The 14,854-nt window shown below is 62.2% G+C and carries 12 protein-coding genes; 11 read left to right on the top strand and 1 reads right to left on the bottom strand.

The genetic code is table 11. From position 1 onward, the window contains the following. Positions 1–40: 40 nt before the first annotated feature. From KHO49_RS06170 to KHO49_RS06130, 9 genes are all read left to right on the top strand, one after another. Complete coding sequence (locus KHO49_RS06170; protein ID WP_213665255.1) at positions 41–1,477, top strand: alginate export family protein; 1,437 nt, start codon at positions 41–43, stop codon at positions 1,475–1,477. A 41-nt stretch (positions 1,478–1,518) separates the two neighbouring features. Further along, positions 1,519–3,093, top strand: a complete 1,575-nt coding sequence (gene algG / locus KHO49_RS06165; protein ID WP_502937878.1) for a mannuronan 5-epimerase AlgG — start codon at positions 1,519–1,521, stop codon at positions 3,091–3,093. Positions 3,094–3,104: 11 nt separating this feature from the next. Then, positions 3,105–4,553, top strand: coding sequence for an alginate O-acetyltransferase (locus KHO49_RS06160; protein ID WP_102879070.1), 1,449 nt, complete (start codon positions 3,105–3,107; stop codon positions 4,551–4,553). 8 nt (positions 4,554–4,561) lie between these two features. Beyond that, a complete protein-coding gene (locus tag KHO49_RS06155) occupies positions 4,562–5,686 on the top strand; it encodes a mannuronate-specific alginate lyase (RefSeq protein ID WP_110596422.1) in 1,125 nt (374 codons plus the stop codon). 211 nt (positions 5,687–5,897) lie between these two features. After that, positions 5,898–7,463: an MBOAT family O-acyltransferase gene (locus KHO49_RS06150; protein ID WP_110596421.1), complete on the top strand. Its 1,566-nt coding sequence runs from the start codon at positions 5,898–5,900 to the stop codon at positions 7,461–7,463. A gap of 11 nt (positions 7,464–7,474) precedes the next feature. Next, entirely contained in the window at positions 7,475–8,653 is a 1,179-nt protein-coding gene (locus tag KHO49_RS06145) for an alginate O-acetyltransferase (RefSeq protein ID WP_213664768.1), read from the top strand. Positions 8,654–8,669: 16 nt separating this feature from the next. After that, on the top strand, positions 8,670–9,338 hold the full coding sequence (locus KHO49_RS06140) for an alginate O-acetyltransferase AlgF (RefSeq protein ID WP_213664767.1): 669 nt from the start codon (positions 8,670–8,672) through the stop codon (positions 9,336–9,338). Positions 9,339–9,519: 181 nt separating this feature from the next. Then, positions 9,520–10,971, top strand: a complete 1,452-nt coding sequence (locus tag KHO49_RS06135; protein WP_110596419.1) for a mannose-1-phosphate guanylyltransferase/mannose-6-phosphate isomerase — start codon at positions 9,520–9,522, stop codon at positions 10,969–10,971. Between the two features lie 451 nt (positions 10,972–11,422). Continuing rightward, positions 11,423–11,698 (top strand): short-chain dehydrogenase, encoded by a 276-nt coding sequence (locus KHO49_RS06130; RefSeq protein WP_110596418.1) that lies wholly within the window; start codon positions 11,423–11,425, stop codon positions 11,696–11,698. A gap of 598 nt (positions 11,699–12,296) precedes the next feature. On the opposite strand, the gene KHO49_RS06125 is transcribed toward KHO49_RS06130, so the two are convergent. Further along, on the bottom strand, positions 12,297–12,776 hold the full coding sequence (locus KHO49_RS06125; protein ID WP_110596506.1) for a YhfG family protein: 480 nt from the start codon (positions 12,774–12,776) through the stop codon (positions 12,297–12,299). 421 nt (positions 12,777–13,197) lie between these two features. On the opposite strand from KHO49_RS06125, the gene KHO49_RS06120 reads away from it, so the two are divergent. Then, a complete protein-coding gene (locus KHO49_RS06120) occupies positions 13,198–13,662 on the top strand; it encodes a multidrug transporter (RefSeq protein WP_102878445.1) in 465 nt (154 codons plus the stop codon). A 35-nt stretch (positions 13,663–13,697) separates the two neighbouring features. Then, positions 13,698–14,522, top strand: a complete 825-nt coding sequence (locus KHO49_RS06115) for an SDR family oxidoreductase (protein WP_110652295.1) — start codon at positions 13,698–13,700, stop codon at positions 14,520–14,522. The last annotated feature ends 332 nt before the right edge of the window (positions 14,523–14,854 follow it).

Genomic DNA, 14,854 nt, shown 5'->3' with positions numbered 1-14,854 from the left:
CTTCAGCCTGTCGAAACTGGGCATAGCCCTGGGTTTTGCCATGCTCTGGTCCAACCCGACCCTGGCGGCAATGACCGATACCCAGAACTTCGGCCTGGAAGTGAAGATCACCGGCCAATCCGAAGATGATCGCGACCTGGGCACCCTCAGCGGCGGCGACGTCAACGGCCTGGGCCTGGACCTGCGGCCGTGGGTCTACGGTGAACGCGGTGCCTGGAGCGCCTACGCCATGGGCCAGGCGGTAACCTCCACCGACATCATCGAAACCGATACCCTGCAGCAGTCGGACGCCGACGGCAGCCAGCAGTCGAGCAACGACGACCGCAAGACCCAGAAAAACTACCTGGCCCTGCGCGAGTTCTGGATCGGCTACAGCGGCTTCACGCCCTACCCCGGCGAGCAGTTGAAACTGGGCCGCCAACGCCTGCGCAACGACGACGGCCAGTGGCGCGACACCAACATCGAAGCCCTGAACTGGACCTTCGACACCACCTTGCTGCGGGCCAACGTGGGCGCCGCCGAGCGCTTCAGCGAGTACCGCACCGACCTCAAGGAACTGGCGCCCAAGGACAAGGACCGCCTGCACGTCTACGGCGACGCGGCCTACCAGTGGACCCCAGGCAACTGGGTGGGGATTCGCGGTCATCACACTCACGATGACGGCAAGCTCGACTATCCGGTGCCCGGCGAAGCCGCCGATTCCCTGGACAAGAAAGAGAACGGCGACCTCACCTGGCTCGGCCTCACCGCCGACAGCGACGCCTACAACTGGCGCAACACCAACACCGTCAACTACTGGGCCAGCCTGACCGGCATGCGCGGCGAGCGCGACACGGTCAACGCACTGGACGCCAATGGCAACCGCCCGGCCCAGGCCAAGCGCGGCGACAACCTCGACGGCTGGGCCACCGACCTGGGCGTACGCCTGCGTCTGGACCCTAACTGGCAAGTCGGCGCCGCCTATGCCCGCGCCAGCGGCGACTACGAGCAGAACGGCCTGGAAAGCAACCGCTCCAACTACACCGGCACCCGCTCCCGCGTGCACCGTTTCGGCGAAGCCTATCGCGGCGAAATGAACAACATGCAGACCGCCACCCTGTTCGGCTCCTGGATGCTCAACGATGAATACGACGCCAGCCTGATCTACCACAAGTTCTGGCGCGTGGACGGCAACAAGCCGGTGGGCAGCAACGGCATCAACGCCGTGGACAACGACTATGACGGCAACGGCAACCTGCTCTCCAGCACCGCGCTGCCCCTGCAGGACGGCAAGAAAGACTTGGGGCAGGAAATGGACCTGGTGGTCACCAAGTACTTCAAGCAAGGCCTGTTGCCGGCGGCCCTGAGCCAGTCCATCGATGAGCCGTCGGCCCTGGTGCGTTTTCGTGGCGGCGTGTTCAAGCCCGGCGATGCCTATGGCAAAGACGTCGACTCGTACATGCACCGCGCCTTTATCGACGTGATCTGGCGCTTCTGATGCGAACCGCGAAGGGAGTGCCCGAAATGAACTGCTACCCCATGAACAGCCCCGCTGCGAAAGGCGCCATCAGCCTGTTGGCTGGCGCTCTGTTGCTGGCCAGCAGCTCGGCTTTCGCCACTGTCGAGCCGGCCAAGGCGCCGATCGTCGCCAAGGAGCTGCAACAGGCCAAGACCTACACCGTCAGCAGCGCGCCCACCGAGCCGTTGAACCTGGCCACACCGACCCTGCCCGACCTCTCCGGCTACACCGCCGAGGCCGTTGCGGCGAAGATCGTGCGCAGCCAGCCGGGCAAGATCAGCGTGCGCCGGATGATGCAGGAAGACGCCCTGAAAGACTTTATCGGCGGTGACAACAAGATGGCCGAATGGGTGGTGCGCCAGCACGGCATTCCCCAGGCGATCTTTATCGACGACGGTTACATCAACCTCAAGGACCTGGCCAAGAAACTGCCCAAGCAGTACATCAGCGAAACCGCGCCGGGTGTATTCCTCGCGCGCCTGCCGATCGTGGTCGGGCGCAAGGGCATCCTGGAAATCGACAAACAGACCCAGGAGCTGCGCCTGTCTCAGGAAGGCGGTTCGTTCCTGGTCAACGATGGCCAGTTGTTTGTGCGCGACACCAACGTCACCGGCTGGCGCGAGAAAGACAACGGCCCGGCGACCTTCCGCTCGCCCAAGGAATTCCGCCCGTTCCTGCTGGCCTGGGGCGGCACCGAGACTTACATCGTCAACAGCCAGATGGCCAGCTTCGGCTACGCCAACTCCAAGTCCTACGGCGTGAGTATTTCCCAGTACACGCCGAACATGGCCAAGGTGCTCAAGCGCGATGAACCCACCGGCTGGATCATCGGCTCGGATTTCTCGGACATGTGGTACGGCTTCTACTGCTACGAAACCCGCGACTTCGTGGTCAAGGGCAACACCTACAAGGACAACATCGTCTACGGCATCGACCCCCACGACCGTTCCCACGGCCTGATCATCGCCGACAACACCGTCCACGGGACCAAGAAGAAGCACGGCATCATCATTTCCCGGGAAGTGAACGACAGCTTCATCTTCAACAACCGTAGCTACGACAACAAACTCTCGGGCCTGGTGATCGACCGAAACAGCGTCAACAACCTGATCGCCTACAACGAGATCTACCGCAACCACACCGACGGCATCACCCTCTACGAGAGCGCCGACAACCTGCTGTGGGGCAACAAGGTGATCAGCAACAAACGCCACGGCATCCGCATTCGCAACAGCGTGAACATCCGCCTGTACGAAAACATCGCCATGGCCAACGGCCTGACCGGCGTCTACGGCCACATCAAGGACCTTTCCGACACCGACCGCGACATCAAGCTCGACCCGTTCGACGCTCAGGTTTCGCTGATCGTGGTCGGCGGCGAGCTGGCGGCCAATGGCAGCGGCCCGCTGTCCATCGACTCGCCGTTGAGCGTGGAGCTGTATCGCGTGTCCATGCTCGCGCCCACCAAAAGCAGCGGCATCAGCTTCTCGGGGATCCTTGGCGAACGCCAGGATGAAATCCTCGACCTGATGGTGCGCCAGCAAAAAGCCGTGCTGATCGACCCTGTCGAACGCCAGACCGAAATGCGCGATTGAGGATGACTGTCATGCCCCCACACCTGATCAAACTGTTGAGCCTGTCGGCGCTGACCGCCGGCATTCTCGCCGCCAGCGCCGGCGCCCGTGCCGATGAGCCCCAGGCGCCGAACTTCACCGCCGAGCCGTGCTGCAACCTGTGCCCGGCCGCCCATGATGCGAAGAACTACACCACCCGCTACCAGCAGAACTTCACCACCCTGGTGCAAGCCCAGGGCGACTGGCTGTTCCGCACCCAGGAAGACCTGCGCACCGAATTTGATACCACGCCGCAAGGCTATCGCCGCCTCAAGCAATTGCACCAAGCGTTCAAGAGCAAGGGCGTGGAACTGGTACTGGTCTACCAGCCGACTCGCGGCCTGGTGAACCGCAACAAGCTCAACCCGGCAGAGAAAGCCCGCTTCGACTACGACAAGGCCCTGAACAACTACCAGGCCATGCTCGGGCGCTTTGCGCAGATGGGCTACGTGGTGCCGGACCTGTCGCCGCTGACCAACGAACAACTGCCCGACACCCTGCCGGCCCACGATTTCTACTTCCGTGGCGACCAGCACTGGACCCCTTACGGCGCCCAACGCACCGCCAAGATCGTCGCCGACAAGGTCAAGCAACTGCCGGCCTTCGCCGACATTCCACGGCGTGAATTCGAGACCCACAAGTCCGGGCGCATGGGCAAGACCGGCACCCTGCACAACATGGCCGGGCAACTGTGCGGCACCAGCTACGCCATCCAGTACATGGACCAGTTCACCACCGAGCCCAAGGGCGAGGCCGGCGACGGCGACCTGTTCGGTGATTCCGGCAACCCGCAGATCACTCTCGTAGGCACCAGCCACAGCGGCAAGAACTACAACTTCGCCGGCTTTCTGGAAGAGGCCATCGGCGCCGACATCCTCAACGTCGCCTTCCCCGGCGGTGGCCTGGAAGGCTCGATGTTGCAGTACCTGGGCAGCGACGAATTCCAGAAGAGCCCGCCGAAGATCCTGATCTGGGAGTTCTCGCCGCTGTACCGCCTGGACCAGGAAACCATCTACCGGCAGATGATGGCCCTGCTGGACAACGGCTGCGAGGGCAAGGCTGCGCAGATGAGCGCCAGCACCACCCTCAAGCCGGGCAAGAACGAACTGCTGGTCAACAGCCAGAACCTGGACCTGCGCAACAGCGGCCATCAGGTCGACATCCGCTTCGCCGACCCTTCGGTGAAAACCCTGCAAGCCACCCTCTGGTACATGAACGGGCGCCACGAGGACATCAAGATCGACAAACCGGAAACGTCCGACACCGACGGGCGCTTCGCCTTCGAACTGCGCACTGACGAAGACTGGGCCTCGCAGAACCTGCTGGCAGTCGAAATCCAGGGCCCGGAAGCGGGCACTGCCGGGCAGAAGGTCGAAGCGAAAATTTGCAAACGCAACGTATTCCCGAGCGCCGAGCAACGCACCGCGCAGATCGGGCAATGAGGTTACCTATGCAAAGCACACACCTAAAACGCCTGTTGATACCCAGCCTGCTGGGGCTGGCCATGGTCACCGGCAGCGCCCAGGCCGCCGCGCCGCTGCGTCCACCCCAGGGCTATTACGCCCCGGTGGACAAGTTCAAGAGCGGTGACGACAGCGAAGGCTGCGACGCCATGCCGGCGCCCTACACCGGCGCCCTGCAGTTTCGCAGCAAGTACGAAGGCTCGGACAAGGCCCGGGCGACCCTGAACACCCAGTCCGAACAGGCCTTTCGCGACACCACCGCGGACATCACCAAGATCGAGCGCGGCACCAGCAAGCGGGTCATGCAGTTCATGCGCGACGGCCGCCCGCAACAGCTGGACTGCACCCTCGCCTGGCTCAGCGCCTGGGCCCAAGCCGACGCGCTGATGTCCAAGGACTTCAACCACACCGGCAAGTCCATGCGCAAATGGGCCCTGGGCAGCATGGCCTCGGCCTACCTGCGGCTGAAGTTCTCCGACTCCCACCCGCTGGCCAGCCACCAGGAACAGGCGCAGAAGATCGAGGCCTGGTTCAGCAAGATGGCCGATCAGGTTGTCAGCGACTGGGACAACCTGCCCCTGGACAAGACCAACAACCACTCCTACTGGGCCGCCTGGTCGGTGATGGCCACCGCCGTGGCCACCAACCGCCGCGACCTGTTCGACTGGGCCGTGAAGGAATACAAGGTCGGCGCCCACCAGGTCGACGCCGACGGCTTCTTGCCCAACGAACTCAAGCGCCAGCAACGAGCCCTGGCGTACCACAACTACGCCCTGCCGCCCTTGGCGATGATCGCCAGCTTCGCCCAGGTCAACGGCGTCGACCTGCGCCAGGAGAACAACAGCGCGCTCAAGCGCTTGGGTGACCGAGTGCTGGCTGGGGTGAAAGACCCGGAGCTTTTCGAGCAGAAGAATGGCAAGGAACAGGACATGACCGACCTCAAGGTCGACTCGAAATTCGCCTGGCTGGAACCCTACTGCAGCCTCTACACCTGCGCTCCGGAGACATTGGAGCGCAAGCACAAGATGCAACCATTCAAGACTTTCCGCCTGGGTGGCGACCTGACCAAGGTCTACGACCCGGCCCATGAAAAGGGCAACACAAGCCCGTAACACCTACACCTGTAGCCGCTGCCGGGGCACGAGGCTGCGACGCGGTCCGCAGGACCGCCCCCAGGGGCCGCTTCGCAGCCCATCGCAGCCTCGTACCTCGGCAGCGGCTACAGAGAGCGTCATGAATGCAATACGCCTCCCACGGTTTTTTCAGTGGGGGGTTTGGGGGGGCTCCGGCCTCTGACTATTGGTTAAACATGGAGAGATCGGGATGGTTTTCTCGTCCAATGTGTTCCTGTTCCTGTTCCTGCCGATCTTTCTCGGCTTGTACTACTTGAGCGGGCAACGCTATCGCAACCTGCTGCTGCTGATCGCCAGCTATGTGTTCTATGCCTGGTGGCGGGTGGACTTCCTGGCGCTGTTCGCCGGGGTCACCCTGTGGAACTACTGGATCGGCCTGAAAGTCGGCGCCGCCGGTGTACGCACCAAGCCGGCCCAACGCTGGCTACTGCTCGGCGTCGGCGTCGACCTGTGCATCCTCGGCTACTTCAAGTACGCCAACTTCGGCGTGGACAGCATCAACGCGATCATGACCTCCTACGGTCTGGAACCGTTCATCCTGACCCACATCCTGCTGCCGATCGGCATCTCGTTCTACATCTTCGAGTCCATCAGCTACATCATCGACGTCTACCGCGGCGACACCCCGGCCACCCGCAACCTCATCGACTTTGCGGCGTTCGTGGCGATCTTCCCGCACCTGATCGCCGGCCCGGTCCTGCGCTTTCGCGACCTGGCGGACCAGTTCAACAACCGCACCCACACCCTGGACAAGTTCTCCGAAGGCTGCACCCGCTTCATGCAGGGTTTCATCAAGAAGGTGTTCATCGCCGACACCCTGGCAGTGGTCGCCGACCATTGCTTCGCCCTGCAAAACCCCACCACGGGCGATGCCTGGCTCGGCGCCCTGGCCTACACCGCGCAGCTGTACTTCGACTTCTCCGGCTACAGCGACATGGCCATCGGCCTGGGCTTGATGATGGGTTTTCGCTTCATGGAAAACTTCAAGCAGCCCTACATCAGCCAGTCGATCACCGAGTTCTGGCGGCGCTGGCACATCAGCCTGTCCACCTGGCTGCGCGACTACCTGTACATCACCCTGGGCGGCAACCGCAAAGGCACGCTGATGACTTACCGCAACCTGTTCCTGACCATGCTGCTCGGTGGCCTGTGGCACGGTGCGAACATCACCTACATCGTCTGGGGCGCCTGGCACGGCATGTGGCTGGCCATCGAAAAGGCCCTGGGCATCAACACCACCCCACGCAGCCTGAACCCGATCCGCTGGGCCCTGACCTTCCTGCTGGTGGTGATGGGCTGGGTGATCTTCCGTGCCGAGAACCTGCACGTGGCCGGGCGCATGTACGGTGCCATGTTCAGCTTTGGCGACTGGTCGCTGTCGGAACTCAACCGCGCCAGCCTCACCGGCCTGCAAGTGGCGACCCTGATCCTGGCCTACGCCACCCTGGCGTTCTTCGGCCTGCGTGACCTGTACCGCAACCCGGCACCGGTCAAGGCCAAGCCCGACGTCGCTACCCCCGCCGACGGCCCGGCCACCGCCCAGCCCGGTCTGATCAAGGCAGTGCCCGGGGACACCCCCGGCAGCGTTCACCAGCCAGGCTACATCGTCGGCACCGAGGCACAAGTGCAACCGGCCTACTGGAGCGCCGACTGGTCGCGCTACGTGATGCGCGCCCTGGTGCTGCTGCTGTTCATCGCCTCGATTCTCAAACTCTCGGCGCAAAGCTTCTCGCCGTTCCTTTACTTCCAGTTCTGAGGGATCTGCCCATGACCCGCTCATTACGTGTGTTCTACATCGCCCTGTTCCTGGTGACCCTGGCGGTCCTCGGGCTGTGGTCGGTGCGCAGCTTCTTCGGCTTCAGTACCAACAACGACGCCACCGTGCTCAACGGGCGCTGGGCCAAGGCCGTGGAAACCCACTACGACGACCAGTTCCCGATCAAGCGCCTGGGCACCAACCTGTGGGCCGCCCTGGACTTCAAGCTGTTCAACGAAGGCCGCCCCGGGGTGGTGCTGGGCCGCGACCAGTGGCTGTACAGCGATGAAGAGTTCAACCCGGTGGTCAACGAGGAGCTCAATCTGCAGGGCAACTACGCCCTGGTGGAAGGCGTGCGCCAGACCTTGAAGGCGCACGGGGTGAAACTGGTGATGGCCATCGTCCCGGCCAAGGTCCGGCTGTACCCGGAACACCTGGACGAGGTACGCCCGGCGCGAATCCACGCCAACCTCTACCAGGACTTTCATGCCCGGGTCGCGGCCGACAAGATCCTTGCCCCCGACCTGCTGGGCCCCCTGCAACAGGCCAAGCAACAGGGCCAGCAAGTGTTCCTGCGCACCGACACCCACTGGACCCCGGCCGGCGCCGAAATCGCCGCCAAGCAACTGGCCCAGTCGATTGCCGAAAAAGCCCCCTTGAGCGGCCAGCCCCAGCGCTTCGTCACCGAGGCTGAACAGACCGTGGCGCACAAAGGCGACCTGCGCCTGTTCCTGCCCCTGGACCCGCTGTTTGAAAACCTGATGCCGGCCCAGGAGCCCCTGGATAAACGCGTCACTCGCGCCGCTGACGACCAACCCGCTGCCGATGATGCGCTGTTCGCCAACAACGACGTGCCGGTGGCCCTGGTGGGCACCAGCTACAGCGCCAACCCCAACTGGAATTTCGTCGGCGCCCTGAAACAGGCCCTGCACAGCGACGTGCTGAGCTACGCCGAAGACGGCCACGGCCCGATCCTGCCGATGCTCAGCTACCTGAAAAGCGACGACTTCAAGAACCACCCGCCCCAGGTGCTGATCTGGGAATTCCCTGAACGCTATCTGCCTGTGAACAACGAAATCGGCGACGCCGACCCGCAGTGGGTCGCAGAGCTCAAGCAAGCCGGTGCTCGCCAACAAAACCTAGCCAGCAACACTCCGAAATCCGAGACGCCCGACCGGGCGCAAAACTGAAAAAGAGGTAACACTCATGACTTTCATTACTACTCCTCGCCGTCTCGCTGCCAAATCCCTGAAAGCTGCCGTATTGGCCGCGGGCCTGGGCCTGCTATCAGCCCCGGTATTCGCCGGTGGCGACGCCGCCCTGTACGGTCCCACCGCGCCCAAGGGCTCGACCTTCGTGCGCCTGTACAACGCCAGCAACAGCGAAGTCAGCGCCACGGTGGGCAGCACCAACGTCAATGACGTCGCGCCTCTGGCCAGCAGCGACTTCAGCTTCATGCCCGGCGGCGACTACACCGCCAAGGTGGGCAGCCAGAGCGTGCCGGTGAAGCTGGCCGCCGATCACTATTACACCCTGGTCAACAACGCCAGCGGCCAGCCGCAACTGATCGAAGAACCGCCGTTCAAGAACAAGCAGAAATCCCTGGTGCGGGTGCAGAACCTCAGCGACCAGGCCCTGACCCTGAAGACCGCCGACGGCAAGACCGACGTGGTCAAGGCCGTGGCTGCCAAAGGCCGCGGCGAGCGCGAAATCAACCCGGTGAAGGTCAGCTTCGCCCTGTATGACGGCAATAAAAAAGTCAGCGACCTCAAGCCCGTGGCCCTGGAGCGCGGCGAAGCGGCGGTGCTCTACGTCACCGGCAACGGCAGCAACCTGTCGCCGGTGTGGGTGAAACGCCCCGTCTCCACCCGCTAACCCGAACCTGTAGCCGCTGCCGAGGCCCGAGGCTGCGACGCGGTCCGCAGGACCGCCCTCAGGGGCCGCTTCGCAGCCCATCGCAGCCTCGTACCTCGGCAGCGGCTACACCGAGACAAAAACAAGAGTGAAACGACAAACCCTCGTAGCTCTAACCCAAACAGATTCAAGGAGAAACACCATGATCCCAGTAATCCTTTCCGGTGGTAGCGGCTCACGTCTTTGGCCGCTTTCGCGCAAACAATTCCCCAAGCAGTTCCTCGCCCTGACCGGCGAACACACCCTGTTCCAGCAAACCCTGGAGCGCCTGGTGTTCGAAGGCATGGACACCCCCATCGTGGTCTGCAACAAGGACCACCGCTTCATCGTCAACGAGCAGTTGGCCAACCGTAAGCTCGAATCCCAACGCATCCTCATGGAACCCTTCGGCCGCAACACCGCCCCGGCCGTGGCCCTGACCGCGATGATGCTGGTCAACGAAGGCCGCGACGAGCTGATGCTGGTGCTGCCCGCCGACCACGTCCTCGACGACCAGAAAGCCCTGCAACGGGCCCTGGCCCTGGCCACCGTCGCCGCCGAGCGTGGCGAAATGGTGCTGTTCGGCGTCCCGGCGACCAAACCGGAAACCGGCTACGGCTACATCAAGTCCGCCAACGACGCCCTGCTGCCGGAAGGCATCAGCCGGGTCGCGCAGTTCGTCGAGAAGCCCGACGAAAAACGCGCCACCGAATTCGTCCAGGCCGGCGGCTACTTCTGGAACAGCGGCATGTTCCTGTTCCGTGCCAGCCGCTTCCTCGAAGAGCTGAAGAAACACGACCCGGACATCTACGACACCTGCCTCTTGACCCTGGAACGCAGCCAGCAGGACGCGGACACCGTGACCATCGACGAAGCCACCTTCGCCTGCTGCCCGGACAACTCCATCGACTACGCGGTGATGGAAAAGACCCAGCGCGCCTGCGTGGTGCCCCTGAGCGCCGGCTGGAGCGATGTCGGCTGCTGGTCGTCGCTGTGGGACGTGCATGAAAAGGACGCCAACGGCAACGTCAGCAAGGGCGATGTGGTGATTCAAGACAGCCACAACTGCATGATCCACGGCAACGGCAAACTGGTGTCGGTGATTGGCCTGGACAACATCGTGGTGGTGGAAACCAAGGACGCCATGATGATTGCCCACAAGGACAAGGTCCAAGGGGTGAAACAGATGGTCAACACCCTCAACGAACAGGGTCGCAGCGAAACCCAGAACCACTGCGAGGTCTACCGCCCGTGGGGCTCCTACGACTCGGTGGACATGGGCGGGCGCTTCCAGGTCAAGCACATCTCGGTCAAGCCGGGGGCCTGCCTCTCGCTACAGATGCACCACCACCGCGCCGAACACTGGATCGTGGTCAGCGGCACCGCCGAAGTCACCTGTGACGAGAACGTGTTCCTGCTCACCGAGAACCAGTCCACCTACATCCCCATCGCCTCGGTGCACCGCCTGCGCAACCCGGGCAAGATCCCGCTGGAGATCATCGAAGTGCAATCGGGCAGTTATTTGGGCGAGGACGATATCGAGCGGTTTGAAGATATCTACGGCCGCTCCACCCCGGTGGAACGTGGCGTCTCGGTGAAGACCATCGCCCAGTAACAGCGGCGAGTTTCAAGCGGCAAGCTGCAACTAAAAGCAGGGAGTCGTGCTAGCAAGACCTTTGTGCTCCCCCTTTCCAGGTGCCTGCGTCCCCTATCCGCAGGCACTTGGACAGGGGGATTTTTGTAGCCGCTGCCGCAGGCTGCGAAAAGGGCCGAAGGACCTTCAGCGATCTCAAGCCCCCTGCGCCCGCTGCGCGGCCGTTCGCAGCCTGCGGCAGCGGCTACAAGAAGCAGCGATAAATAGGAGCAACCGTAAGCTTCAAGCGGCAAGTCAGATCAACAGCCAACTGCGGATACACAAGGTCGTTTCAGGCTACACATCTCGGGTTGACCACCCTCTTCTCGCTCCCTATCCTCGCGCCTGTCACGACTCATTCGTGATCGAGGTTGACGGCTCGGTTGTTTTCTCAGGAACGCAGTTTTCCAGCACTGTTTTTTTGGAGCACACCATGACCGACCGTATCGCGCTAACCAGCAACGAATCCTCCACGCCCACCCTGTTTATCGACACCCGCGCGCCTTTGGACGAACTGCATGCCAGCGCCGCCTACCGCATCCTCGCGGTGACTCAACTGATGGAAAGCATCGTGCACATGGACAACCGCCACGCCGATGCCACCGATCTGACACAGATCGCCCACGCCAGCGCCATTCTGTTGCGCGATGGTTGTGATCTGCTGGACGTGTTGGGTCGGCGGATTCGTGGCAGTCAGTACCTGAACTAAAACGCCCGGTGATCGTTCCCCTTCAAACGCGGGGGGAACGATCGGCACGCCTGTCCCCTCTCCTTCATCTAGAACCCGCCTCATCGATCACTGCCGTACCCATCTTCGCCAGAAGATGCGCAGCCCTGTTGTGGGTGGCAACCGTGCGCGGATTGGTCGACCGGAGATACAGGAACCCGGCAGGGACGCAGCCCTTCCACGCACAGCTGCCATTGCACGAATGCGCAGGCGCACAACCCACCTGCCATAGCGAAATGGGGCGCTGCTGCAGCTGCATCAAAACGGGTTACCAAGCGGAGGGGTGGCAGCTGCGTGCAGGTTGGTAAACCGGAGATACAGGAACCCGGCAGGGACGAGCCCTCCCACGCACAGCTGCCATTGCACAAGTGAAATGCGGCGCTGTTGCGCCTGTATCAGAACGAGTTACCAAGCCCGGTCGCTGAATGTGCTGCGACGCTCAAAGGCTAGTCCGGGTTCGACACGCAGCAACGACGAAGGCGTCGCAGTTTATGTCCAGGCCAAGGGAGTTTAGGAATGTTCAGGATGGCGGCACGCCGAGGAGGCGGGGTAGCAGTAATGATCATGAGAAGCGTCGTATTTATCCATTCAACGGTCTTCCATGCTTGGCCAGGATTTTTTCCAACGAGGCTTTTTCGTCGAAGACCGGTATGTCTATGCCTTCCAGTCTTGAACTGCTGACAAAGTTTTTAAGCTTGTTCTTTTCGAAACGCTCATAAGGATCAAACGCAGGACGAGCAGCGCATTTCGACAACAGGGACAAAGCGCCTCTAAGTTCTGCAACATTCCTGGCGCACATCCTGAAGCCGATTCTTTTTGAAACTTCATTGCGCACGGCCGGATAGGGCAACGCATCAATAAGCACGCGTTCGCACTCTCGCCCCTCTTCTGCGAGGGCACTCAGACGCTTTAATTTCAAAGATAAAGAGCTCCAGCCATTTGCCCCTAACTTCAAATGAAGCTGAGTTTCGACAAAGCGTTTGACCTCAAGAAACGTCCCCAGCTTCTTCAGATCGCTGATCTGTGCAGTTTGCAAAATCTGCTGCAGTGATACGTCCATCATCGCCCCATGATTGATGCCAAAGCCCGGAGATTATACACCTCATAGATCGCCACCACGGGCATGTCTCGTCCTTGGCACCAGCACTCTTCACAGTCGAAAGCGGAGCCTCCCCCTTCAGCTAGCATTCGCCTCGTTCGATGTTTGCAGCCCTGAGAGCCTGAGCATTTTCCAGTCCCGGTAAAGGTGTTCCAGGAATGGATAGATGACCCCGGAGCATGCCAGCCACCTGCTCGGGCGGGCACCAGAGTGGACCACATGATGTCCACTATCGGCATAAATCCGCTTTAACAGACCTTCTGTTGTCCCTAACGCCCCATCAAAACCTGGCCTGTGGATAACGTCACAACAGCCATCCTCCATCGCCAACCCCACCTACGCTTAGGTAGGATGTCCCCTCCTTTTCCCCGAGGCTCACCTCATGTTCATCGGCGTTCTGCTGGTCATCACCTGGCTGATCCTGCTTCTGCGCTACCCCGCCAAAGCCCTTCCCGTGTCCCTGGCCGCTGCGTTCGGCCTGGCCCTGGTGGCCTGCTGGGTGGTCTGGCTGGACAACCGCGAAGCCCAGCAACTGGCGCGCCTGGATCTGCGCCTGAGCTACGCCCCCGAACACTGCCCTGCCGACCGCCCGCTGCAGGTCAAGCTGAACAACGGTAACAAGGTGCCCCTGATCGAACTGCGCTGGCGGGTCGCCGCCTACGCGCCGGGGGACACGGTCAACCTCGCCGACAACCAGTACAGCGCCCCCCGCTACCGCGGCCCCGGCGAGTTGCAGGCCGGCGCCAGCTGGGAAGACTGCCTGCCGCTGCCACCGCTGCGCTCGGGCTATCGTCCGCAAACCCTGGAGTTTCGTGCCGAGCGTTTGCAAGGTAGCTTCTCCGACTGATTTCCTCTTCCCCCTCACAGCACAAGGACCGCGCCATGCCCGTAGCGTTGATCACCGGTTGTTCCAGCGGCATCGGCCGCGCCCTGGCAGATGCCTTCAAGGGCGCCGGTTTTACCGTGCTCGCCAGCGCCCGCAAGGCCGAGGACGTCACTGCCCTGCAAGCCGCCGGTTTCAAGGCCGTGCAACTGGACGTCAATGACGGCGCTGCCCTGGGCGCCTTGAGCGAGGAGATCAACCAGCAGTACGGCGGCCTCGATGTGCTGATCAACAACGCCGGCTACGGCGCCATGGGCCCGCTGCTGGATGGCGGCGTGCAAGCCATGCAGCGCCAGTTCGAAACCAACGTGTTCTCGGTGGTCGGGGTGACCCGGGCGATGTTCCCGGTGCTGCGTCGCAGCCGCGGCCTGGTGGTGAATATCGGCAGTGTCTCCGGGGTGCTGGTGACGCCGTTTGCCGGCGCCTACTGCGCCTCGAAAGCCGCGGTGCATGCCTTGAGCGATGCCCTGCGCATGGAACTCTCGCCATTCGGCATCCGGGTCATGGAAGTGCAGCCCGGGGCCATTGCCTCAAGTTTTGCCAGGAACGCCGGGCATGAAGCCGAACAGTTGCTCAACGAACAATCGCCCTGGTGGCCACTGCGCGAGGGCATCCGCTCCCGGGCCAAGGCCTCCCAGGACAAGCCGACCCCCGCCAGCGAGTTTGCCGCCGGCTTGCTCAAGGCCGTGCAACAGGACAAACCGCCACGCCTGCTGCGCCTGGGCAATGGCAGCCGCGCCTTGCCGCTGCTGGCCAACCTGCTGCCCAAGGGTTTGCTGGAGAAGGGACTGATGAAGCGGTTTGGCCTGACTCGCAACCTCTAAAAAACAGTAACCACCACGCTCAGGGAAAGCTGAGCGTGCCCGCCCCCCGCTGTCATGCTGATAAATCTGTAGCGCCACACCGCCTGCGCCCGTTCACGGGCAAGAGGGCTGATGCCCCCTCCCCCGTCCTGGCCCCTTCAGCGCCTCCGGCCCCCTGCTCGACCGCAGGCGCGCCAGTGCGCCTGCGCCCCTTAAAAAATCGATACAACTCAATCCTATAGAACACTCGACTCTGTTTATTTCTTGCAAGTTCACCATTTCAAAACAGCAAGTACATTTCTTACATACAACTAAGATATTTCTCAAACTATCAATTCAGAAATTACAAAAAA

It is taken from the genome of Pseudomonas sp. RC4D1 (assembly GCF_018390395.1).
Lineage (GTDB): Bacteria > Pseudomonadota > Gammaproteobacteria > Pseudomonadales > Pseudomonadaceae > Aquipseudomonas > Aquipseudomonas danubii.
This window is presented reverse-complemented; position numbering and strand designations above follow the sequence as displayed.

Coding starts and splice junctions, on each gene's coding strand:
- KHO49_RS06170 (WP_213665255.1), top strand. CDS start 41: ATGCTCTGGTCCAACCCGACCCTGGCGGCAATGACCGATACCCAGAAC.
- algG (WP_502937878.1), top strand. CDS start 1,519: ATGAACAGCCCCGCTGCGAAAGGCGCCATCAGCCTGTTGGCTGGCGCT.
- KHO49_RS06160 (WP_102879070.1), top strand. CDS start 3,105: ATGCCCCCACACCTGATCAAACTGTTGAGCCTGTCGGCGCTGACCGCC.
- KHO49_RS06155 (WP_110596422.1), top strand. CDS start 4,562: ATGCAAAGCACACACCTAAAACGCCTGTTGATACCCAGCCTGCTGGGG.
- KHO49_RS06150 (WP_110596421.1), top strand. CDS start 5,898: ATGGTTTTCTCGTCCAATGTGTTCCTGTTCCTGTTCCTGCCGATCTTT.
- KHO49_RS06145 (WP_213664768.1), top strand. CDS start 7,475: ATGACCCGCTCATTACGTGTGTTCTACATCGCCCTGTTCCTGGTGACC.
- KHO49_RS06140 (WP_213664767.1), top strand. CDS start 8,670: ATGACTTTCATTACTACTCCTCGCCGTCTCGCTGCCAAATCCCTGAAA.
- KHO49_RS06135 (WP_110596419.1), top strand. CDS start 9,520: ATGATCCCAGTAATCCTTTCCGGTGGTAGCGGCTCACGTCTTTGGCCG.
- KHO49_RS06130 (WP_110596418.1), top strand. CDS start 11,423: ATGACCGACCGTATCGCGCTAACCAGCAACGAATCCTCCACGCCCACC.
- KHO49_RS06125 (WP_110596506.1), bottom strand. CDS start 12,776: ATGGACGTATCACTGCAGCAGATTTTGCAAACTGCACAGATCAGCGAT.
- KHO49_RS06120 (WP_102878445.1), top strand. CDS start 13,198: ATGTTCATCGGCGTTCTGCTGGTCATCACCTGGCTGATCCTGCTTCTG.
- KHO49_RS06115 (WP_110652295.1), top strand. CDS start 13,698: ATGCCCGTAGCGTTGATCACCGGTTGTTCCAGCGGCATCGGCCGCGCC.